Annotated in this window: 18 protein-coding genes; 14 read left to right on the top strand and 4 right to left on the bottom strand. The window is 70.4% G+C overall.

Features of this window, described 5'->3' with window-relative positions; genetic code table 11:
- Window positions 1-101 precede the first annotated feature (101 nt).
- Both ACWGI6_RS03995 and ACWGI6_RS03990 read left to right on the top strand, forming a co-directional pair.
- The gene (locus ACWGI6_RS03995; RefSeq protein ID WP_453266000.1) at window positions 102-1,610 is read left to right on the top strand and encodes a fibronectin type III domain-containing protein; all 1,509 of its coding nucleotides are present in this window, start codon (window positions 102-104) and stop codon (window positions 1,608-1,610) included.
- A 22-nt stretch (window positions 1,611-1,632) separates the two neighbouring features.
- Window positions 1,633-2,061 (top strand): adenylyltransferase/cytidyltransferase family protein, encoded by a 429-nt coding sequence (locus tag ACWGI6_RS03990; RefSeq protein WP_453265999.1) that lies wholly within the window; start codon window positions 1,633-1,635, stop codon window positions 2,059-2,061.
- Window positions 2,062-2,127: 66 nt separating this feature from the next.
- Here the strand turns inward: ACWGI6_RS03990 and ACWGI6_RS03985 are convergent, their stop codons facing one another.
- Complete coding sequence (locus ACWGI6_RS03985) at window positions 2,128-2,859, bottom strand: CDP-alcohol phosphatidyltransferase family protein (protein WP_453265998.1); 732 nt, start codon at window positions 2,857-2,859, stop codon at window positions 2,128-2,130.
- A gap of 39 nt (window positions 2,860-2,898) precedes the next feature.
- Between ACWGI6_RS03985 and ACWGI6_RS03980 the strand changes: the two genes are divergently transcribed.
- The 4 genes from ACWGI6_RS03980 to ACWGI6_RS03965 all read left to right on the top strand — a co-directional run bounded on the left by ACWGI6_RS03980 (window position 2,899) and on the right by ACWGI6_RS03965 (window position 6,853).
- On the top strand, window positions 2,899-4,197 hold the full coding sequence (locus ACWGI6_RS03980) for a glycosyl hydrolase family 28-related protein (protein WP_453265997.1): 1,299 nt from the start codon (window positions 2,899-2,901) through the stop codon (window positions 4,195-4,197).
- A gap of 191 nt (window positions 4,198-4,388) precedes the next feature.
- On the top strand, window positions 4,389-5,450 hold the full coding sequence (locus ACWGI6_RS03975) for an HpcH/HpaI aldolase/citrate lyase family protein (RefSeq protein ID WP_453265996.1): 1,062 nt from the start codon (window positions 4,389-4,391) through the stop codon (window positions 5,448-5,450).
- A 5-nt stretch (window positions 5,451-5,455) separates the two neighbouring features.
- Window positions 5,456-6,382, top strand: coding sequence for an HpcH/HpaI aldolase/citrate lyase family protein (locus ACWGI6_RS03970; protein WP_453265995.1), 927 nt, complete (start codon window positions 5,456-5,458; stop codon window positions 6,380-6,382).
- 102 nt (window positions 6,383-6,484) lie between these two features.
- A complete protein-coding gene (locus tag ACWGI6_RS03965; protein WP_453266126.1) occupies window positions 6,485-6,853 on the top strand; it encodes a hypothetical protein in 369 nt (122 codons plus the stop codon).
- 139 nt (window positions 6,854-6,992) lie between these two features.
- On the opposite strand, the gene ACWGI6_RS03960 is transcribed toward ACWGI6_RS03965, so the two are convergent.
- Both ACWGI6_RS03960 and ACWGI6_RS03955 read right to left on the bottom strand, forming a co-directional pair.
- A complete protein-coding gene (locus tag ACWGI6_RS03960; RefSeq protein WP_453266125.1) occupies window positions 6,993-7,388 on the bottom strand; it encodes a hypothetical protein in 396 nt (131 codons plus the stop codon).
- 249 nt (window positions 7,389-7,637) lie between these two features.
- A complete protein-coding gene (locus ACWGI6_RS03955; protein ID WP_453265994.1) occupies window positions 7,638-8,921 on the bottom strand; it encodes a PAS domain-containing protein in 1,284 nt (427 codons plus the stop codon).
- A gap of 334 nt (window positions 8,922-9,255) precedes the next feature.
- Here ACWGI6_RS03955 and ACWGI6_RS03950 point away from each other — a divergent pair, with 334 nt between their 5' ends.
- From ACWGI6_RS03950 to ACWGI6_RS03930, 5 genes are read left to right on the top strand one after another with little or no spacing between them, the layout of a single operon-like run.
- The gene (locus ACWGI6_RS03950; protein ID WP_453265993.1) at window positions 9,256-10,626 is read left to right on the top strand and encodes an ATP-grasp domain-containing protein; all 1,371 of its coding nucleotides are present in this window, start codon (window positions 9,256-9,258) and stop codon (window positions 10,624-10,626) included.
- Window positions 10,623-12,635 carry a PEP/pyruvate-binding domain-containing protein gene (locus ACWGI6_RS03945; RefSeq protein ID WP_453265992.1) on the top strand — a complete coding sequence of 671 codons (2,013 nt, stop codon included), beginning with the start codon at window positions 10,623-10,625 and terminating at the stop codon, window positions 12,633-12,635. The genes ACWGI6_RS03950 and ACWGI6_RS03945 overlap by 4 nt, the downstream gene beginning before the upstream one ends.
- 50 nt (window positions 12,636-12,685) lie before the next feature.
- On the top strand, window positions 12,686-13,957 hold the full coding sequence (locus ACWGI6_RS03940) for an MFS transporter (protein WP_453265991.1): 1,272 nt from the start codon (window positions 12,686-12,688) through the stop codon (window positions 13,955-13,957).
- A 22-nt stretch (window positions 13,958-13,979) separates the two neighbouring features.
- The gene (locus ACWGI6_RS03935) at window positions 13,980-14,801 is read left to right on the top strand and encodes a class I SAM-dependent methyltransferase (protein WP_453265990.1); all 822 of its coding nucleotides are present in this window, start codon (window positions 13,980-13,982) and stop codon (window positions 14,799-14,801) included.
- A complete protein-coding gene (locus ACWGI6_RS03930) occupies window positions 14,785-15,324 on the top strand; it encodes a nuclear transport factor 2 family protein (protein ID WP_453265989.1) in 540 nt (179 codons plus the stop codon). Before ACWGI6_RS03935 ends, ACWGI6_RS03930 begins: the two co-directional genes overlap by 17 nt.
- A gap of 87 nt (window positions 15,325-15,411) precedes the next feature.
- Here the strand turns inward: ACWGI6_RS03930 and ACWGI6_RS03925 are convergent, their stop codons facing one another.
- Complete coding sequence (locus ACWGI6_RS03925; protein ID WP_453265988.1) at window positions 15,412-16,551, bottom strand: agmatine deiminase family protein; 1,140 nt, start codon at window positions 16,549-16,551, stop codon at window positions 15,412-15,414.
- A gap of 91 nt (window positions 16,552-16,642) precedes the next feature.
- Between ACWGI6_RS03925 and ACWGI6_RS03920 the strand changes: the two genes are divergently transcribed.
- From ACWGI6_RS03920 to ACWGI6_RS03910, 3 genes are all read left to right on the top strand, one after another.
- The gene (locus tag ACWGI6_RS03920) at window positions 16,643-17,218 is read left to right on the top strand and encodes a TetR/AcrR family transcriptional regulator (protein WP_453265987.1); all 576 of its coding nucleotides are present in this window, start codon (window positions 16,643-16,645) and stop codon (window positions 17,216-17,218) included.
- Window positions 17,219-17,575: 357 nt separating this feature from the next.
- Window positions 17,576-18,892: an MFS transporter gene (locus tag ACWGI6_RS03915; RefSeq protein WP_453265986.1), complete on the top strand. Its 1,317-nt coding sequence runs from the start codon at window positions 17,576-17,578 to the stop codon at window positions 18,890-18,892.
- Window positions 18,893-18,995: 103 nt separating this feature from the next.
- Window positions 18,996-20,291, top strand: a complete 1,296-nt coding sequence (locus ACWGI6_RS03910) for a non-ribosomal peptide synthetase (protein WP_453265985.1) — start codon at window positions 18,996-18,998, stop codon at window positions 20,289-20,291.
- The last annotated feature ends 45 nt before the right edge of the window (window positions 20,292-20,336 follow it).

Here is a 20,336-nt window from a genome sequence, read left to right as displayed (position 1 = left end):
GCACAGAAATCGCCTCGTTCCCGCTTCCTGTCCTGACAATTCCCATCGCGCCATGCTTCCAGGGGGGACCTGTGCGCCAAAGAAACAGAACCATCCATGTCTTGCTCGCGGCCGCGGTACTGGGTACCGCGTCGACGGCACTTTCCGCCGGTCCCGCCCAGGCCACCGGTGAAACCACGCTGACCGCCGATCCGCTGAGCACCTGGCAGACCGACGGCATCGTGTGGGCCATGGCCTACGCCAAGGGCATCGTGTACGTAGGAGGCACATTCAGCCACATCAGGCCCCCGGGCGCGGCCCCGGGTACCGGCGAGATCGCCCGCACGAACTTCGCGGCCTTCGACGCCAAGACCGGTGAACCGCTGCCGTGTGCCCCGGCGTTCACCGGCGGCACGGGCACGATCCGGGCCATGAAGGCCTCGCCCGACGGCTCGATGATCTACATCGGGGGCTCGTTCGGGAAGGCCGGTCCGGTGGGGCGGTCCAACACGGCCGCCCTCAACACCGCCGACTGCACGATCGGTGCGGACTGGCAGCCGACGGTCAGCTCGACCGTACGGGCCATCGACGTCACCGCCGATACGGTCTACATCGGCGGAGGGTTCGGCACGGTCCAAGGACAGACGCGTGAGCGGATCGCCGCGCTGCGGCCCACAGGCGCGCTGCTGCCGTTCAAGGCGACGATCCGTGGTTCCTCGGTCTCCAACGACCCCACACCGGGGGTCAACGCCATCACGGTCGCCCCCAAGCTCAACAAGGTCATCATCGGCGGCCGGTTCACCTCGGTGAACGGGAGCCTGCTGGGCGTGCATGCGCTGGCCGGGCTGGACGCGACCACCGGCAAGGTCGTCAACTCCTTCAGCGGCTGGATCCCCAACAGATCGGCCGTCAAGACCCTCGTCAATGACGGCACCAACTTCTACCTGGGCGCCGAGGGCACCGGCGGCGGAGTCTTCGACGGCCGGGCGGCCGGCCGGCTGTCCGACGGCTCGCAGCTCTGGAAGGACACCTGTCTGGGTGCCACCCAGGCGGTGCTGCCGTACAAGGGCGTGCTCTACAGCGGTTCGCATGCGCACGACTGCTCCGGCACCCCGGGCGGGTTCACGGACATCAACAACCGCCAGCACTTCCTGGCGCAGTCGATCTCCGACAAGACGATCCTGCCGTGGTTCCCGGACACCAACGACGGGATCGGCGAGCAGATCGGGCCGCGGGCGCTGACCATGGCGGACGGCGTCCTGTGGGCGGGGGGCGAGTTCACCACCGTCAATGACGCACCGCAGCAGGGCCTGACCCGCTTCGCGGCGGCGCCGGACACCGGGGCGCCGCAGGTGCCGCTGCTCAGCGGTGCGAGCGGCTCCCGGGGCAAGATCACGCTGAAGTGGAAGGCCTCCTGGGACCGGGACAACGGCGTCCTGACCTACAAGATCTACCGCGATGGCGCGTATCTGACCTCGCTCAACCAGGACTCGCGCTACTGGAACCGGCCCGATATGAGCTTCACGGACACCGTGGATCCCGGGTCCCAGCACCGGTACTCGATCGAGGTCACGGACGGCACCAATGTCTCGGGACGCAATGGCCCGGTCTATGTGACCGCCAGGAACTGACCGCAGGGCGAGTGGGGGGTAAATGACGCACCGAGTAGGTTATGCACCCGGGGTCTACGACCTTTTCCACGTCGGGCACCTGAACATTCTCCGGCACGCCAAAAGCCAGTGCGACTATCTGGTGGCCGGTGTGGTGTCGGACGAAATGGCGACTCAGGCCAAGGGGAAGGCGCCGGTGATTCCGCTCACCGAGCGGCTGGAAATCGTGCGCAGCATCCGTTTTGTGGACGCGGCGTTCGTCGAGACGGTGCCCGACAAATTGGAGACATGGCAGCAGGTGCGGTTCGACGTCATCTTCAAGGGCGACGACTGGCGGGGGACGAGCAAGGGCGACAAGCTCGAAAAGGATTTCGCGACGGTCGGGGTCGATGTGATCTATTTCCCCTACACCGTGCACACCTCGAGCTCCTTGTTGCGCAAGGTGCTCGACGGGCTCGCGAATTCGGCGTGAACCGGACGGGTTGACCCCGCGCCGTGCCCGCGCAGCTTGACCGGATGCCTCTCCGTCCCCGGCCCATCAGCGGCCGGGGGCGGACAATTCGCGGTACCACTTGACCAGGAACGCCCCCATGAAGAGCACATGGGCGACGAGCAGACAGCAGTACAGCGCCATGAACAGATCCCGGCTGCCGAACACCAGGAATATTGCGCAGAACACCCCGTAGTCGACCGGAAGCAGCGCGACGGAACGCAGCGTGGAGGCCGGTGCCGCGGGCGCCGGCCCGCCCGCACCGCTCTTCAGCCGGTCGGCGCGCTTGAGTTGCTCGGTGAGGATGCCGCCGAAGAACACCATCACCGCGGCGAACTGGAACATGACGGGAACGAGCAGACAGCGAGGGTCGGAGAAACCGAAGTGGCGGTAGAACGAGACCAGCACGGCCATGTGGAGGGCCAGCATCTTCGCGCAGTCGACCACATGGTCCAGCCACTCCCCCGCGGCGCTGCCGGTCCGGGTCAGCCGGGCGAGCTGCCCGTCGGCGGAGTCGAGGGCGAAGCCGACGACCAGGGCCACGAATATTCCGACCGCCACTGCGGGCGAGGGACGCAGCGCCGCAATCATCACCACGCCGGTAAAGGTGAACACGGCGCTGATCATGGTGACTTGATTGGGTGTCAGTTTCAGACTGTAGCCCGCGGCAGCTAACACCCGTCCGGCCGGCCGGTTCACATAGCGCGAATACAGGGACACTCCCTTCGCGGATTTCTGGGCCGCCGACAGCTGTCTGATCGCATATCCGAACTGGCTCATGTCCCCCACCTGATGAATGGCCCCCGAAGGAGCAACATCATGGCAGGCAGAACCTCCCCGTCAACCGGTGGTGCCACCCGCCGGTCCGTGCTGGCGGGCACGGCCGCCGCGCTGGCTGCCCCCCTCACCGGGTGCGACTCCCAGCCGCCCCCTGCCACCCGGCAGTCGTCCGACGACGCCAAGGCGCCCGTGGTCACCGGTCACAAGCCCAAGGGCAAGGACGTCATCGACGTGGTGGCGGACTTCGGCGCCAAGGGCGACGGGCGCACCGACGACAGCCGGGCGTTCGCCCGCGCTTACGCGTACGCGGCAGGCCGGGTGTGGGACCACATAGGCCGGACCGTGATCGATGTACCGGCCGGCACGTACCTCATCCGCGCCCCTCACGCCCTGCTCAACGCCCAGGGCGGAAAGCTCAAGGCCAATGGCTTACGGTTCCGCGGGGCCGGGAAACGCATGACCCAGCTGCTCTTCGCCCCGCACCGGGCCGACAACGCCTATCTGTGCCGCAACGAGGACAGCTGGGCGAATGTGATGTTCGAGCAGATCGGCTTCGCCGCCGCCACCCCCGGCGCGTCGTTCTTCTACTCCTACTCGACCGGGCAGGCACAGGACTACCGCTTCACCGAATGCGAGTGGACGGGCGAGTGGACCTACGGGCTGGCCCTCGACGGCAGCAACACCAACTCGGAGATGCGCTGGGACGCCTGCCGGGTGGGCGGCGCCTACCGCAAGGCGTTCCTGTACTCCGGGCTGTCCCAGAAGTCACTGAGCCGCCCGCAGCAGGACCAGTTCCTCAACTACTGGTTCAACGACATGAAGGTCGAGTACGCCTGGGGCAACTTCCTGGAGTTCCCCTACGGCGGTTCCATCACCTGCCGCGGCGGCTCCTACATCGTCACCGGCCGCCGCCCCGAGGACTCCGGCGACTACGGGCACACCAGCACCTTCTTCCGTTTTCCGCGCGGTCCGCACCACGACTCCGTACAGCGCTTCCACGCCGAGGACATCCGCTTCGAGGTGCGCGACCCGGACACCGTCGTGATCGACTGCGCCTGGGACAGCGGAACGGTGCACTTCAACGACTGCGACGACACCGCGAACGCCTTCAAGTCCTTTGCGGCGGACAGCAGCCCCCACCGCTACCGCATCGGCGCCCGGGGCCCGCTGGTGCGCTACGACTCGTGCCAGCTGTCCGGGCAGCACGCTTACGAGCCGGACGGTGGAGCCGGCCCCCGGGCCCGCTACGACATGTGCCACTTCCGCAATCACTCCCAGCAGGACTTCATCAAGGGCGCGGGCGACCGGGTGTCCTTCGTCGACTGCCTGGGGTCCTGAGCGGGCCGCCGGCGGTGGCAGCGAGCCATCGCGGCCGGCGGTATCCGCCGCGGCACGTCCCTGCCGACGGTGATCAACGGCACACGTACTGGTCAGTAGCGTTCTTGTCGTGCGGGCCTAGAGTGAGGGCCGCAATGGCGCCGCCGGGCACCCGGCGGCGGACCGCCCTCCGAGCCGACCAGGGAGACTGCATGCGCTCTCCGAAGGACTTCTTCCGCCCGCTGGCCGTCGGGGCGCCGACACCGGTACGCGAGGTACCGTTCCGGCCGTCCCGGATGATCCACTTCTTCGACCCGGGCAACGAGAAGATGGCCGCGAAGGTGCCGTCCATCGCCCCCACCGTGGACGTGCTGCTCGGCAACCTGGAGGACGCGGTCGCCGCCGACCGCAAGGAAGCGGCCAGGTCAGGTCTGGTGAAGATCGCCAAGGCCACGGACTTCGGTGACACCCAGTTGTGGACCCGGGTCAACAGCCTCGACTCGCCGTGGGCGTTGGACGACCTGGTGACCCTGGTCGGCGAGATCGGTGACAAGCTCGACGTGATCATGGTGCCCAAGGTCGAGGGCGCCGAGGACATCCACTACGTCGACCGGCTGCTGGCCCAGCTGGAGGCGAAGGCGCAGGTCCGGCGGCCGATCCTGGTCCACGCCATCCTGGAGACCGCCACCGGCGTCGCCAATGTCGAGGAGATCGCCGGCGCCAGCCCCCGGATGCAGGGCATCTCGCTCGGTCCTGCCGACCTCGCCGCCAGCCGCCGGATGAAGACGACCCGGGTGGGCGGGGGGCACCCCGGATATCTGGTCCGGGAGGACCCGCACGGCGAGGACGGCGCCGCTCCGCGGGCCACCTTCCAGCAGGACCTGTGGCACTACACCCTCGCGCGCATGGTCGACGCCTGTGCGGCGCACGGCATCCTGCCGTACTACGGACCGTTCGGTGACATCAAGGACACCACCGCCTGCGAGGACCAGTTCCGCAACGCCTTCCTGCTCGGCTGCGTCGGCGCATGGAGCCTGCACCCGGTGCAGATCGCCATCGCCAAGAAGGTCTTCTCGCCCGCACCCGCCGATGTCGCCTGGGCCCGTCGGGTCATCGAGGCGATGGGGGACGGCACCGGCGCGGTGATGATCGACGGCAAGATGCAGGACGACGCCACGTACAAGCAGTGCCAGGTGGTCGCCGAACTCGCCGACGCCCTCGCCGCCCGCGACCCCGAGCTGCGCGACGCCTACGCCGCGGCCGAAAAGGAGTAAGTCCCGTGTCCGACGCGATCCTGCGACCGCGCCGCTCCGTGCTCTACATGCCCGGTGCCAATGAACGCGCTCTGGAGAAGGCCAAGTCCCTCCCCGCCGACGCGCTGATCCTCGATCTGGAGGACGCCGTCGCCCCCGACGCCAAGGCCGACGCCCGGATGCGGGTCGCGGCCGCCGCGGCCTCGGGCGAGTACGGCTACCGCGAGGTGGCGATCCGGGTCAACGGGCCGGGCACCGCCTGGCATGCCGACGACCTCCGGGCCGCCGCCGAGGCCGGTCCGGACGCGGTGGTGGTGCCCAAGGTGGACTCCGCCGAGACCGTACGGGACGTCGAGCGTGCGTTGGAGGCCGCCGGTGCTCCGGACCACACGGCCCTGTGGGCCATGGTCGAGACGCCGCGCGCGATGCTGGACGCCCGTGCGGTGGCCGCGGCCGGCGAGCGGCTCACGGTGCTGGTGATGGGCACCAACGACCTGGCGAAGGAGCTGCACGCCGAGCACGTCCCCGGCCGGGCCCCGCTGCTGACCGGGCTGTCCCTGGCGCTGCTGGCGGCCCGCGACACCGGCAAGGTGATCCTCGACGGCGTCTACAACGACGTGAAGAACCCCGAGGGTTTCGAGGCCGAGTGCGTGCAGGGGCGGCAGTTCGGTTTCGACGGGAAGACGCTCATCCATCCGTCGCAGGTCGAACCGTGCAACCGGGTGTTCGCCCCGTCGGCTGAACAGATCGCCCGCTCGCGGAAGATCATCGACGCGTTCGACGAGGCCACCCGTGAGGGACGCGGGGTCGTCACCGTCGACGGCCGGCTGATCGAGAACCTGCATGTCGAGGACGCCCGCAGGATTCTCGCCCTCGCCGAGGCGCTGTCCGGGCGCGCACAGGTGGGTGCGGCCGACGGCCGTACCGGTGAATCCCATGATCGGACAGGGTGAATACGCAGGACGGGCCGTTGCTCCTGCTTGGTGGATGCGGGCATCCGGGATAGCAACATCCCGGGGACCAACCATGAGGTGCAGGAGCACAGTGTGAAGAACATGGCACGCATCAACTTCGTGATGACAGGGGCTTGCGGTCTGCTCCTGGCCGCCGGAGCGGTCGCGCCCGCCCAGGCCTGGGCGGGTTCATCCGGCGGGGACAGGATCACGAACAGCGATACCGTCTCCAGGGTCAACGCCTCGTTCCGCTGCGGACCGAGAGCCAGATTCTGCGTCAACGGGCCGCTGCGAAGCGGAAACCCCAGGGGAGGGGACGTTCGCATCTCCGGCGGCAGCATCAACAACAGCGGCAGCCCGACCAACACCATCGGAAACACCAACTCGAAGGACGAGACAACCGGCCCGACGACGAAGAGCAGCAATAACGCGCAGGCCCTCGGCGGCGGCAACACGCAGAAGGCTTCGTGACCACACGCTGATCCGAAAGAACGGCCCCCGGCTTCCGGGGGCCGTTTCGGGTTGAGGGGCCACAAACGACGATCGCCCGGCGGATTCGCCGGGCGATCGTGTGACGGCTCGGGGCGTTGCCGTCAGGGCGGTATCCGGATCAGTGGAGAAGGCCTCCGAGGATGCCCTGAATGTTGTTGCTGCTGGCCGTCGAAGCGCCCGAGACGGAGTCGGCGCTGTTGGTGGACCCATTGGTGTTGGCGAGATTGCCGCTGTTGTTCGGGTTTCCGTGGTTGACGAAGTTACCGCTGTGCAGGCTGTTACCGCTGTGCACCGGCCCATTGATGCAGGCGTGGCCCGACCGGAACACCGGCGACTTGTAGTGGATATGGCCGAGGCGGTTGTTGCAGACCACTCCTTGGACCGTGCCGGTCACGCTGCCGATATCGGCGTCCGTCACCGCCGAGAGCAGGGAGTCCGGAATGGTCACCGCTTGGGCGATTCCACTGCCGAGCAGCACCAGCCCACACGCCCCGACGACACTTCCCGCCCGCATGATTCTTCTCACGACGCTCCTTGCTTCTTCATCCTTCTGCTGCCAGACATATCGTGCTGCCGTTGTCGGCCTGCGTCGTCGTTCAACCCGCGTGAGTAAAACGCCCGTCGGCCACAATCAGCCGGGTGGCCCAACACTGGGCTTTCGGCCACCGCATGGCAGCGGGTGCTCTCGCACCTCGTCCGGCGGTCCGCCTCCCCGGTGCGTCGGGCCGTCCGCGGGCGAAGCCGCGGCCCGGCGCCGCACCGCTCAGGTGGCGCTGTGCGGATGGCAGGCCGTGGCCGAGCGGGGCGGCCACGTCTGGGGGGCGAGGATGCCCAGGACATAGGCGCGGGCGACGAGGGCGGGTCTGGTCGGGGCTTCGAGGAGGTCGCGCAGGCGGCTGAGGTGGTAGTCGACGGTCTGCCGGGAGAGGTGCAGGGAGGTGGCGATCTCCGCGTTGCTGCGGCCGGCAGCCAGCAGGGACAGGATGCGGACCTGACTGGCTGTCAGCGGGGGATGTGCCTCATGGGCGAGTCCCTGGTGGGTGACGACCGCCCACACGCTCGTGGCCCGGTCCGCACTCCGGCCGACCGTGGTGAGATGCAGCCGGGCGCGGCACTGTCGGCCACGGGCGTCCTGGAGCACGGCGGAGGTCTGGATCCGCCGGCTGCGGCGCGCTATCAGATCGTGCCAGCTGCGACGCAGTGCCCCTAACTCCGGAGCGGGTGCCAGCACGGTGTGCGCACGGCGGCCGACGAGGTCAGACAGCCGGGTCTGCAGCAGTTCGGCGGCCGCCGCGCTCGCCTGCTGGATCCGTCCGCCCGCGGAGATCAGGGCGCACGCCAGTCCGCTGTGATCGCGCAGCGCATGCAGGCTCTCCTCGGCCTCCCGGCGCTGGCGCAGGGCGCGGGTGTAGTCGCTGATGTCGACGTAGATGCCCGCGACGCAGGCCTGGCCCCCTTCCCGGACGGGGAAACGATGGCCGGCCGCCTGCCCGCTGGTGCCGTCGACACGGTGGTAGGTGAGGGTGTGCCGCACGGGTTTGCCGCGGGCGAGTACCTCCCGGTCCAGGTCGAGGACTTGCGGGCAGTCGGCGGGGCCGTCGACGTCCGCGACGTATGCGCCGATGACGTGTTCCGGTGTGGTCCCGTACAGATGGGCGTAGGCGTGGTTCGCCCAGAGGTAGCGCCCGTCCGCGTCCCGGATGAAGGCCGCGGCGGGGGCGAGGTCCGCGAAGGCGTCGTAGCGGCGGACGCCGGGGGCACGCGCGGCGACCTCCACCGCCAGGCCACGGGAGCGGCCCTGCCGGGGCACGCCGAGGGGCCAGTTCACATCGAAGACACGACCGTCGAACTGCGCTTGCCAATGGCTGGTTTCGGGTGCTGCGGCGGGTTCGGGGAGCTCTCTGCGCACGGTGTCGAGGAACCGCTGGGCCGTCAGCGTGTCATCGAAGGCACCACCGCCGCTGTCGATCACGCGCAGCTCACGGTCGGCCTCCCACCAGGACACCGGAAGGCGTTCAAGCAGCGACTTCAGACTGGTCTCGTCCACGACGGGCCCCTTTGCGGTGAAGAGTTCAACGGGTTCGGACGGCGCGCCATCGCCATGCGTATCCCCCTGCGTTGCGCGGCATGCCCGGTTCTCGGCCGATCTGGTGGCGTCCGCGCACCTCGGCATTGCTGCGGCCGCCATACGGCATCACGGAACCTTCACCGCTGTTCGACGGTATCCACAACTCTGGCATTTGCCTGAGCGGTTGCGGCCCGATGCGGGGAACCGTGTGCCGCACGGCTGCTTCGCTTGAGGCATGGCGTCCGGAGGTGAGATCCGGGCGTCCTCGGCCGTTGCGAAGGTCCATACCCGTATGAAGAGGAGTCGGATTCCAGTGAGCAAGGTGCTGTTCGTGTATGCCAAGGGCGGACCGCCCTTGGGGTACGCCCTGTCACGGGTCGCCGCACGGTCGGCAGTGCACCTGCTGGCGCTCAGCGCGCTCCCGCCCACCGTGGCCGCATCCGTGGACCGGCTGTGTGCCTCGGTGCTGAGCCCTTCCGAGCCTGAACGGCGCGACCTGGTGTCCCTGATCGTCTCCCGGGCCCAGGCGGTGGGCGCGGACGCGGTCGTCACCTTCTCCGAGTACGCGGTCGTCGCGGTCGCGGAGGCCTGCGAGAAGCTCGGCCTCGCCGGGGCGGGCGGCTCCTGTGCCCTCGCCCGCGACAAGCGGATGATGCGGCGCACCTGGCAGGACCAGGGCATATCCCAGCCCCGGTTCCGTCCCGTCGCCACCGAGCGGGATCTGCACGACGCGGCCGCCACGCTCCGCTTCCCCCTGCTGCTGAAGGCTGCCTGGAGCGCCGGCTCCACCGCCCACCGGATCATCCGCTGTGCCGGCGAGGTGCAGGCGGCCTGGGAGCGGGCGCGGGAGGTGATGGCCGAATCCGCGCAACTGGGCTACGCCGAGCTCCATGTGGCCGGTGCCGGGGCGGACTTCCTCGTCGAGGAGATCGTGCAGGGCACCGCGTCGGAGTGGTTCGGCCAGGAGGGCTGGGGCGACTACGTCAGCGTCGAAGGCGTCGTGGTGGACGGCGACTTCCGCCCGGTGTGTCTCAGCGGGCGGATGCCGACGGTGGAGCCGTTCACCGAGCGCGCCGGCATCACCCCCGCCGCGCTGCCGCACGATGCCCAGCGGCGCATCGTGGCCCTGGCGCGCGATGCCGTCGATGCGCTGGGGCTGCGCAACTGCGGTACGCACACCGAGATCAAGCTCGGTGCCGACGGGCGGATGTGGGTGATCGAGACCGCCGCCCGGTTCGGCGGGGCGATGACCGTCCCGCAGATCGAGGAGGTCTTCGGCCTGGACCTGATCGGTATGCTCACCGACCACCTTCTGGGGCGTCCGGTCTCCTGGCCCGCCGAGGCCCGCACCCCGCAGGAGGCGGACGGCGCGGCCGGGTCCCTGGTCGTCCTGGCCGTCGACGGCGCCGGTGACGCCTGGCCGGACCGGCGCATCTGGGACTTCCCGACGGTGCGCGAGACCGTGCCCGTCAGCGCGGGCAGCCGGCTGTCCGTGGTCGACGAGAACTCCCTCCCGGACGGGACGTTGGTGCCGGTGTACGACCCGGCCGCGGGCGCCAACACCATGGCGGCGCTGTGTCTGCTGTCCGCCGCCGACCCGGAGACCGTGATCCGCGACTTCCGGACGCTGGTGGACGCCCTCCCGCAGATCCTCCCCCACGGCACCACGGAGGCGCAGTCATGACCACCACCGTCCTGCCCTCCGGCGCGCCGGGCCCGGTCACCGATCGCACCGTCATCGGCGAGAACCTCTCGCTGCCGCTCTTCCGTACCCTCTCCGGTGTCCTGGCCGGCCACCCGTACCTCAAGGTCGTGGTGGACCGCATCGAGGACACCTGGCATCTGCTCGACACCGCCGCCCACCCGTTCCACGTCAACTACATCGCCACCCGCGTCCTCGGCATGGAGCTGGCCGCGCTGGACGACTGCCTGGACGCCTTCAACGCCTCGGTCTACATGGACCCCGAGCGCCGCTTCCTGCTGGGTGTGCTCTCGCTGCACACCGACGAGGACCCGGAGGGCCGCGAACGGCCCTTCCTCGTCCTGGAGACGACCGAGGCCGACACCATGAACGGCCGGCTGCTGGAGGAGTTCTACACCTTCGTCCGCCACCGGGTCGACGGCCGGCTGCCGCTCCTGCTGAAACCGGCGAACCACGGGCAGGAGCACGAACTCGCCGCGATCAGCGATGTACGGGTGCCGCGGATCCTCGGCCATGAACTCTTCGGCAACCGCACCCGTACCCCGCTCAACCCCGGCGAGGCCATCGGCCGGCTCCGCTACTTCCGGACCCCCGAGGAGTACGCGGCCGCGGCCGGCGGGCTCGGCTGGTCCGACATCGTGGCCATGCCGGCGCTGCCGGACGATGTGCCGCGGGTGGCCGGCTTCCTCAACACCGCGCCCGGTACACCGCTCTCGCACACCAATGTCCTCGCCTCCGGCTGGGGCATCCCCAACGCGATCGTGCGCGACCTGGAGCGCCTCGTCGAGGCGGACGGCCTGGACGGCGCATGGGTCCGCTACCGGGTGCAGGACGACGAGATCACCCTCGCCGCGCTGGCCCATGTCCCGGCGCTGGACGCCCCGGCCTGGCACCAGCAGCGGATCCGGATGGAACCGCCACTGCTGGAGGACGTGCCCGCGCTGTTCCTGCACCGGCTGCGCCGCGCCGACCAGGACCGGTACGGCACCAAGGCGGCCAACCTCGGGGAGCTCCATCACGTCCTCGACAGCCGCTCGGCCGATCTCACCGCCTTCTACGGGCAGCCCAGGCCGCCCCGCACCGACCTCTACGGCCACCTCGCGGCCCGCCTGGGCACCCCGGACGCATCGGCTGCCGAACTGCGGGAACGGGCCGCCGACTTCGTGGCCGATACCATCGCCGCGCCGGACGGAATCGCCCTCCCCTTCGCCCTGCAGCACCGCTTCCTGACGTCCTCGCCGGCCGTGCAACAGGGCCTCGGCAAGCTCAAGATGGCCCTCGAACTCGACGCCGTCGATGTGCTGGACGCGCTCTGTCTGCATCTGCAGCAGCTCATCCGGAACACCCCCATGCCCGATGAGGTCACCCGGCAGATCACCCAGGCACTGCCCGACGGACCCGACGCCGGCAACCGTCTCGTGGTCCGCTCCTCCTCCAACGCCGAGGACCTCCCCGGGTTCTCCGCGGCCGGGGTCTACGACTCCATCAGTACCGTCCACGGCGCGGACGAACTCCTCGATGCGGTACGCCAGGTGTGGGCCTCCCTGTTGTCGCCGCGCAGCGTCCGGCTGCGCCATCAGGCGGGCATCTCCCTGGACGACACATACATGGGTGTGATCATCCAGCGGTATGTGCCCGCGGACCTCGGCGGCGTCCTGGTGACCTGCGACCCGACCCGGCGCGCGGACTTCCGCAATGTCTACGTCAACTGCTCCCCCGGCTCGCCCGAGACGGTCGTCGACGGGACGACGCTGCCGCTGCAGTACCTGTACAACACGGTCGAGGGCGGCGGCCGGACCGTCGCGCTCGGCTCGTCCGACAAGGACCTGCCCGTCGGCACCCGCGACAAGCTGGCCCGGCTCGCCCTGACCGGGCGGCTGCTCCAGTCCCACTTCAGCGACACCGATGTGGATCATCCGCTGGACATCGAGTGGCTGATGACAGATCAGGGGGACTTCCGCCTGGTCCAGATCCGCCCCTACGCGCTGTGATCCGCCCGTTCACGGCCTTGCGATCAGCCCGCGGTCCCCGGGCCGCGGGTGTGCCCCTGACGCCGCGGGCCCGCCGGATCATCCGGCTCAACAACGGCTTCCAGCTGCTGTTCAACCTGTTGTGGTGGATGCCGGTCTTCTACGCCTACCAGCGGGAGGCGGGGCTCTCCGACGGGCAGATCTTCGGCATCCAGAGCATCTACTACGTCGCGTTCTGCCTGTTCGAGATCCCGACCGGGATCGTGGCCGACCGGATCGGTGCCCGCAACTGTCTGCGGGCCGGTGCCGTCGTGATGACCGCGGCGAACCTGGCCCCGGTCCTCTCCCCCAGCTACACCGGCTTCCTGGTGCACTTCCTGGCCATCGCCGCCGGCCGCTCGCTGACCTCCGGCGCAGCCAGCGCCTATCTCTACGACGGTCTGGCGGCCGAGGGGGCCGGAGAGCACTATCTGAAGGCCGAGGGGCAGGCGCGGGCGCTGGGGCTGGCCGCAAAGGTGCTGTGCTGGCCGCTGGTCGGTCCGTTGATGGCCCTCGCGCACGCCACGCCGTACGTGCTGAGCGCCGCGAGCGCGGCGGGCTCGCTCGTCTGCGCCGTGGTGCTGCCGCGGAACGCCGCGCCCGCCGGCCGGGACCGGACCGAGGAGACCTCGCGCGGCGGGCTCGCGTTTCTGCGCGATGCCACCAGGGCGCTGCGCTGTGTGTGCGCCACGCCCTGGCTCGCCCTGCTCATGGTGCAGGGCGTGGCCGTCTTCACGCTCTCGCGGATCTGCCAGGTCAACCTCTTCCAGCCGGTGCTGCTGGATCACGGCATCCCGGAGGGCTCACACGGCGGTGTGCTGGCTGCCATGACCGTCGCGGAGGCGGTGGCCTCGGCCCGTCCGCAGTGGCTCGGCTCGCGGCTGTCACCGGTGGCCTGGGTCTCGCTGCTCAGCCTCGCGATGGCTGCCGCGCTGGCGGGCAGCACCCTCGGCGGGCCCTGGACCGTGGTCGCCCTGCTGTGCGTGTTCGCCGCGGTCACCGGCTTCGCCTATCCGCTGCAGCGCAAGCTGGTGAACGATGCCATCCCGGCGGGTGCGCCGCGTGCCACGCTGCTGTCGGTCGAGAGCATCGTGGACCGGGCCGTGTGCGCACTGGCGGCGGTGGCCGCGGGCGCCTATCTCTCGGCGGGCCGGCTGGACGCGCTGCTGTGGCACAGCGCGGTGGCCACCGGCGTGGTGATGCTCGTCCTGCAGGTGATCCTGCGGCGTGCCCCGGGACGGCCCCGGAAGCGGCCGGCGGCGGAGCCGGTTCCGGAGCTGGTCACCACAGCAGGAAACCCCTGAGGGTCACCGTCATACTGGTGACGTGCGGGGTACGGATGCCGGGCGCTACGGCGAAGGCATGTTCCGCCCGGAAGAGGCCGGCGAGGCCGGTCGTATCGACCTGGGAGCGCTCGCCTACGACGAGGTGAGCGCCGCCCGGTTGACGGCGTTGGGAGCCGGTCCCGGCTGGAACTGCCTGGACGTGGGCGCGGGAACCGGCACCCTCGCGCGATGGCTGCTGGAGTCGGCCGGTGTCAGGACGGTGCTCGCCGTGGACCGTGACACCCGGTTCCTCACCGGCGACGGCACACCGGGCCTGACGGCGCTGAGCGCCGACATCACCGCGCCGGACTTCCATCCCGGCCGGTTCCAGCTGGTCCATGCGCGGTTCGTGCTGATGCATCTGTGCTCGTGGCGCCGCATGATCGCCAAGCTGAGTTCGCTGGTCGCGCCCGATGGTGTGCTGGTGCTCAGCGACGCCGTCGACCTGACGAGCGCCACCGCGCCACATACCCCGTACACCATGGTCATGCGGGCGATGTGGCAGGCGCTCCGGGAGACCATCGGCACGGACATCTCCTGGGTGCCGGATTACCCTCAGCTCCTCCACGAGGAAGGCCTGTGCCACGTGGCCGCCGAGATCCACGTTCCCCCGTTGGTGCCGGACAGCGCGGTCAGCCGCTTCTGGGCCGATACGTGGAGCCGGGCACGGGGCGGCATGCTGGCGACCGGGCGGGTGGACGAGGCCCAGATCGAGCGGGCCCTGCACGATCTGTCGTCGCCCCGGTGCGCCGCCCTCTCCCCCGGGATGCTCACCGCTTGGGGATGGAAGACCGAGGAGACCGCCCGTGACCAGCGCAGTTGACCGGGATCGGGAGCGTGTCTGGGAGCTGCACACCAGCAGCGAGTTCAGCACCCTCGATCTCGACATGACGATGGCCACCATGTCGGACGCCCCCGAGGTCGTGCATGTGCCCACCGCCATGGGTGCCCGTGGCAGGGCGTCCGTGCGGCACTTCTACCGCCGCTGGTTCGTGGGCCACAACGCACCGGATTTCGCCATCGAGCCCCTGACCCGCACCACGGGCGGGACCCGGCTCGTCGACGAAATGCTGGTCTCGTTCACCCATGACGTGGAGGTGCCGTGGATCCTCCCCGGTGTGCCGCCGACCGGACGGCGCGTCGAGATCCCGCTCATCGCGGTGGTGTCGTTCGACGGTGCGCTGGTCTCCGCCGAGCACCTCTACTGGGACCAGGCCGCGGTGCTGGGCCAGACCGGGCTCCTCCCGGCGGAGACGATGGCGCGGCTGCCGGTCGTGACGGACCAGCGCGGGACGCCGGCGGACGGTCCGCTCAATCAGCTGGCCGGTGGCGGGCGCCGTACCTGAGGCCGCCGCCGGGCGCGCAGCGGCTCGTCGCTGCCGCGCCCGGCGCCACCGGAACGGCCGGCGAACCGCCGTCCCCGGCAGTGCCGTTCAGCCGGCCTCGGGGAGTTGCTGGGTGGAGCAGTGGATGCCGCCGCCGCCCTCGCCGAGGTTGTCGACGGGCAGTGGCACCACCTTCCGCCCCGGGTACAGGTCCCGCAGGACGGCTGCGGCCTTGCTGTCGGCCTTCCGGTCGCCGAAACGGGGCATGATGACCGCCCCGTTGGCCACGTAGTAGTTCACATAACAGGCCAGGAACCCCTTCCCCCGGCGCCCGATGTCGGCCGGCTCGGGCAGTTCGACGACATCGAGCCGCTTGCCCCGGGCGTCGACGGCCCGGTCCAGGACCGTGCGGGCCTGCTCGTAGGCGCCGGTGAACTCATTCGGGCGGGAGTTCTTCGGCGGGGTGCTCAGGACCACGACGCCGGGTTCGGAGAACCGTGCCAGCGCGTCGATGTGATAGTCCGTGATGTCCTTGCCCTTGACGCCCTTCACCCAGATCACCGTGGTGGCGCCGAACAGGTCCTTGAGCGCGCGCTCGATGTCCTTGCGGGACCTGCCGGGGTTGCGGTTGTCGTTGACCAGCGAGCTCTCGGCCGCCAGCAGGGTCCCCCGGCCGTCGCCCTCCACCGCTCCGCCCTCGGCGGTGACCGGCGCCTTGATCCGGGGGATGCGCGCTTCGTCCAGGACTGCGCGGGCGACCCGGCGGTCGCGGCCGTGGTCCTGCTTGTTGCCCCAGCCGTTGAAGTTGAGGTCGACGCCGGCGATGCCGTCGGGCCCGAGGACGAAGACCGGCCCGCTGTCCCGCATCCACAGGTCGTCCACCGGGACCGGGACGACCTCCACCCCGGACCCGCACGCCTGCCTTGCCGCCTGTGCCTCCCGCTCGTTGGCCAGGAGGACCACCGGCTCGAACTCGGCGATCGTCCGGGCGATGCGGGCGATGTCGTCGCGCACGCCGGCGATGTCCGGCCCCCAGATCCGGCGGGTGGGCCACGCCATGTAGGTCGACTCGTGTGGATGGGACTCCTCGGGCAGCCGCCATGTGCCGGCCGTGTTCGCGCCCGCGGGGACAGCGCGCTCGCCGTGCGGTGCGGGCCCGCCGCTGTCCTGGGTGTCACAGGCGCCCAAGGCGCCGCCTACGGCGGCGACAACCGCCGCCTGCAGTGTCTGACGTCGGGATATGTTCACGATCAGCCCCCTGACTGAAATTTCGGTCAGGACGATGTTAGGGCATGATCGGAGCCGAGCCACCATGATTCTTCGGACCCAGGAGCATGTGATGCCGGACAGGCCCACCCAGATCCTCGAAGCCGCCGCCCGGCTGATCGCCCGGCGCGGCGTACGCGGGCTGCGCGTCGAGGAGGTGTCCGCGGAGGCCGGCGTCTCGACCGCGCTGATCTATTACCACTTCAAGGACCGCACCGGACTGCTGCGCCGCACACTGGAGTTCATCAACCGGCGGGCGGTCCGCTACACCGACGCAGCCTTCGATGTCTCCGACGACCCCCGTACGCAGCTCACCGAGATCCTGGTGCGCGAGCTGCAGGACGTCCCCCACGTCAGGGAGAACAGCGCGGCGTGGGGCGAGTTGCGCGCCACCGCCGTCTTCGACCCGGACCTGCGGGAACTGCTGGCCACCGCGACCCGCGAGTGGAACGAGGACCTCGCCGATCTGATACGCCGGGCCCAGGCGGCCGATCCGGCGCTCTCCGGGACCGACCCGTCCGCGGCGGCCGAGCGGCTCACCGCCCTGGTCGAGGGCGTGAGCGAACGCTGGCTGAGCGGCACCACCTCGCTCCGGCGCGCGCACGAGCTGATCCGTGGCGCCGTCGACGCGGAACTCCGGCCGGCCTGAGGGGAACTCCGCTCGGTCCACCCGCCCCGCGGCCGCCATGACCTGCGGGGCCGGGTCCTCTTCCGTGAAGCGGCGTCCTAGCGGAGGAACTGAACGCTTCGGTCAATAAGAGGACATCAACGACTGTTTTCGGTCGGATTCCGGCACGTGACGCTCTGTGCATGATCGCCCGGTCTGGCCGTGCAACCGCCGCGGAATCCCCTTCCCGTATAGCGGGGCAGGGTGTGGCAGTCATCCGGTGGTTGCCGGGATCTGACGGAGAATTTTCTGTTTCGGTGTGTAAATGGTGAAGAAATCCGGCCGAAAGTGTGCATCAGGTTTTGACCCCTGATCGACCGTTCGGCGATGGTCGACCACATGCCCGTCATACCCCGACCCGCAGCCGGCGGCCCGCTGCGTCTGCGCGACTTCCGTCTTCTTCTCGCCGGTGCCGCGGCCGGACAACTCGGCGCCCAGGTCACCCTGGTCGCCCTGCCGCTCGTCGCGGTGCTCCAGCTCAACGCCCCCGCTTTCCAGGTGGGGTTGCTCACCGCCGCGGAGACCGCCGCGTTCTTGCTGGTCGGCCTGCCGGCCGGGGCCTGGGTCGACCGGATGCGCAAGCTGCCGCTGATGATCCGCGCCGATGTGGTGCGGGCGCTGGCGATGGCGAGCATTCCGCCGGCCGCCGTCGCCGGTGTGCTGACGATGGCGCAGTTGTATGTCGTCGCCCTGGTCACCGGCGTGGCGACCGTCTTCTTCGACGTCGCCCACCAGAGCTTCCTGCCCCAGCTGCTGCCCAAGGACCAGCTGGTCTCGGGCAACGGGGCGCTGGAGACGATCCGTTCCTCGGCGCAGGTCGCAGGTCCCGGGATCGGCGGCGGTCTCGTCCAGCTGCTGGGGGCCGCCCTGGCCATCGTCGCGGACGCCGCCGGCTATGTCCTCTCCGCGCTCTTCCTGTGGGGCATCAAGCAGCCCGAGGCCCGCCCCGAACGCCGGCCGGATGCCTCGCTGCGCCAGGACATCGGTGAGGGGCTGCGCTTTGTGTTCGGGCATCGCCTGCTGCGCGTGATCGCCGTGACCACCGGGCTGGCAAACCTCTTCTCCGCCGTGCTGATGGCCACTCAGTCCGTCTTTCTGGTCCGGGTGCTGGGACTTGCGCCCGGAGTGGTCGGCCTCGTGCTGGCCGCCGCGGCCCTGGGCGGACTGGCCGGCGCGCTGTGCGCGGGCCGGCTCGCCGCCCGGTTCGGCCAGGCCAGGATCATCTGGCTGTCCGCGCTGGTCACCGGCCCGTTCGCGCTGCTGTGGCCGCTCTCCGGACGCGGCGCAGGGGCAGCACTGTTCGCTCTCGGCTCCGGCGTGGTCTTCTTCGGCGCCGTGGTCTACAACGTCGCACAGGTGAGCTTCCGTCAGGCCCTGTGCCCGCCCCGGCTGCTCGGCCGGATGAATGCCACGCTGCGGTTCCTGATGTGGGGCACCCTGCCGCTCGGTGCCCTGGCCGGCGGCGCCCTGGCCGAGGCCTTCGGGGCCCGTGCGGCGCTGGTGTGGTGTGCGGCCGGATTCCTGGCCGTACCGCTGCCGCTGCTGCTCTCCCCGCTGCGGCGGATGCGTGAACTGCCGGTCACTGGGCCGGCCGAGGACACGGATGCCGCCCCGTCGGGCTCCGCCGGCCCGGCCGAACCCGCGTCCATCGGCTGACGGCCGGCCACCGCGTCCGGCCCCCCCTCCTGCCTGCCCCCGCACGGTCTTCCCGTCCGCATCACTTCCGGCGATACATGTCCGCCACGTCAGAGAGGATCACGTGCTCAGCATCACGAGCCAGTACCTGGCCCGCTACCGGCGACTCGACTCCGGCGACGGGGCCCCGGTCCTGCTGCCCGTCACGGGCGCCCAGCGTCGCTTTGCACTGGTGCGTGCCATGGACCCCGCGGGGCGTCCGGATCTCGTGCCGATGTTCTTCGCCTTCCCGCGCGGCACGGTGGATCCGGTACGCCTCGCGGCGACCGCGAACCGTCTCGCCGCCCTGCACCCCGTGCTGCGTGCCCGGCTCACCGTGCTGCGCGGCACCCCCGTGCTCCGCCCGGAAGAGCCGCAGGTACCGGTGACCCGTATGACGTGCGCGTCCGGTGAGGATGCGGCCACGGTGCTGCGCCGCGCGCTGGGCGACTGGGCCCCGCAGGGCTCGCCGCTGCGGCTGTTCCTGGTGCAGGACGGTCCTCAGGGTGCGGACGAGGTGCTCGCCGTCGTCCTGGACCACACCGCGTGCGACGGCCGGTCGCTGTCCCGGCTCGTCGAAGAACTCGGCGCCGCCTACGACGAAGGTCCCGGCGCCGCGGGCCCCGCTCCCTCGGAGATCGCGGCCGAGCTGGCCGCCTACCGGGACGCCGTTCTGCTCCAGCTCGACGCGGAGGAGCGCGCGGGCGCACCGGCGGCGATGGCCTACTGGGGCGAGCGGCTCCGCGCGGTGCGCGAACAGGCCCCCGCGCCACGGCCGGAACTCCTTGGCGCCGGGACCGCGCCGAGCGGTTCGGCCGCGCTGCGGATGCCCGCGCCGCCTGCCGGTGTGCCCTTCCCCGAGCTGCTCAACGCCTGCCGGGCGGCGGCAGCGGCGCTGTTCGGGGCGGGCCAGGTGGTGCCGCTCGGCTACCCCTGGGGCGGCCGGCCGGCCGCTGCCGCGCCGGTGCTCGGCTGCTTCCTCAACACCGTGGTCTTCCCGACCGCCACCGGGGACACGCTCGCTGCCTCCGCGACGGCCGAGGCCTGGTGGGACGACCTGGACCATGCCGCCACCCCCTTCGACGCCGTGGTGCACGCCGCCCGCGCGGCCGGCTCCGGCTGGACCGGCCGGCTGGACGGCATGCTGACCGTCGACGACACCCGGCGCCACCCCCCGCTCCGCCTGGGCGGGGTGACGGCCCGTGAGATCCATATCGACGGCAGGGCCGTGCGCGGCCCCTTCGCGGTCTCCGTCACCCAGGGACCCGAGCTGCATCTGCGCATGGTGTGGGACCGCGCGATCCTCCCCGACCACACCGCCGAGAGCGCCTTCACCGCGCTGGCCGACGCACTGCGGACCCCGGCTCCGACGGCCGGCTGACCTGCCCGGGGCCCCGCCCCGCGCTCACCACTCACTTACCGATAC

Source organism: Streptomyces sp. NPDC054786 (assembly GCF_053611685.1).
Note: the sequence above shows the minus strand (reverse complement) of the source record. Positions and strands in the feature narration are given on the sequence as shown.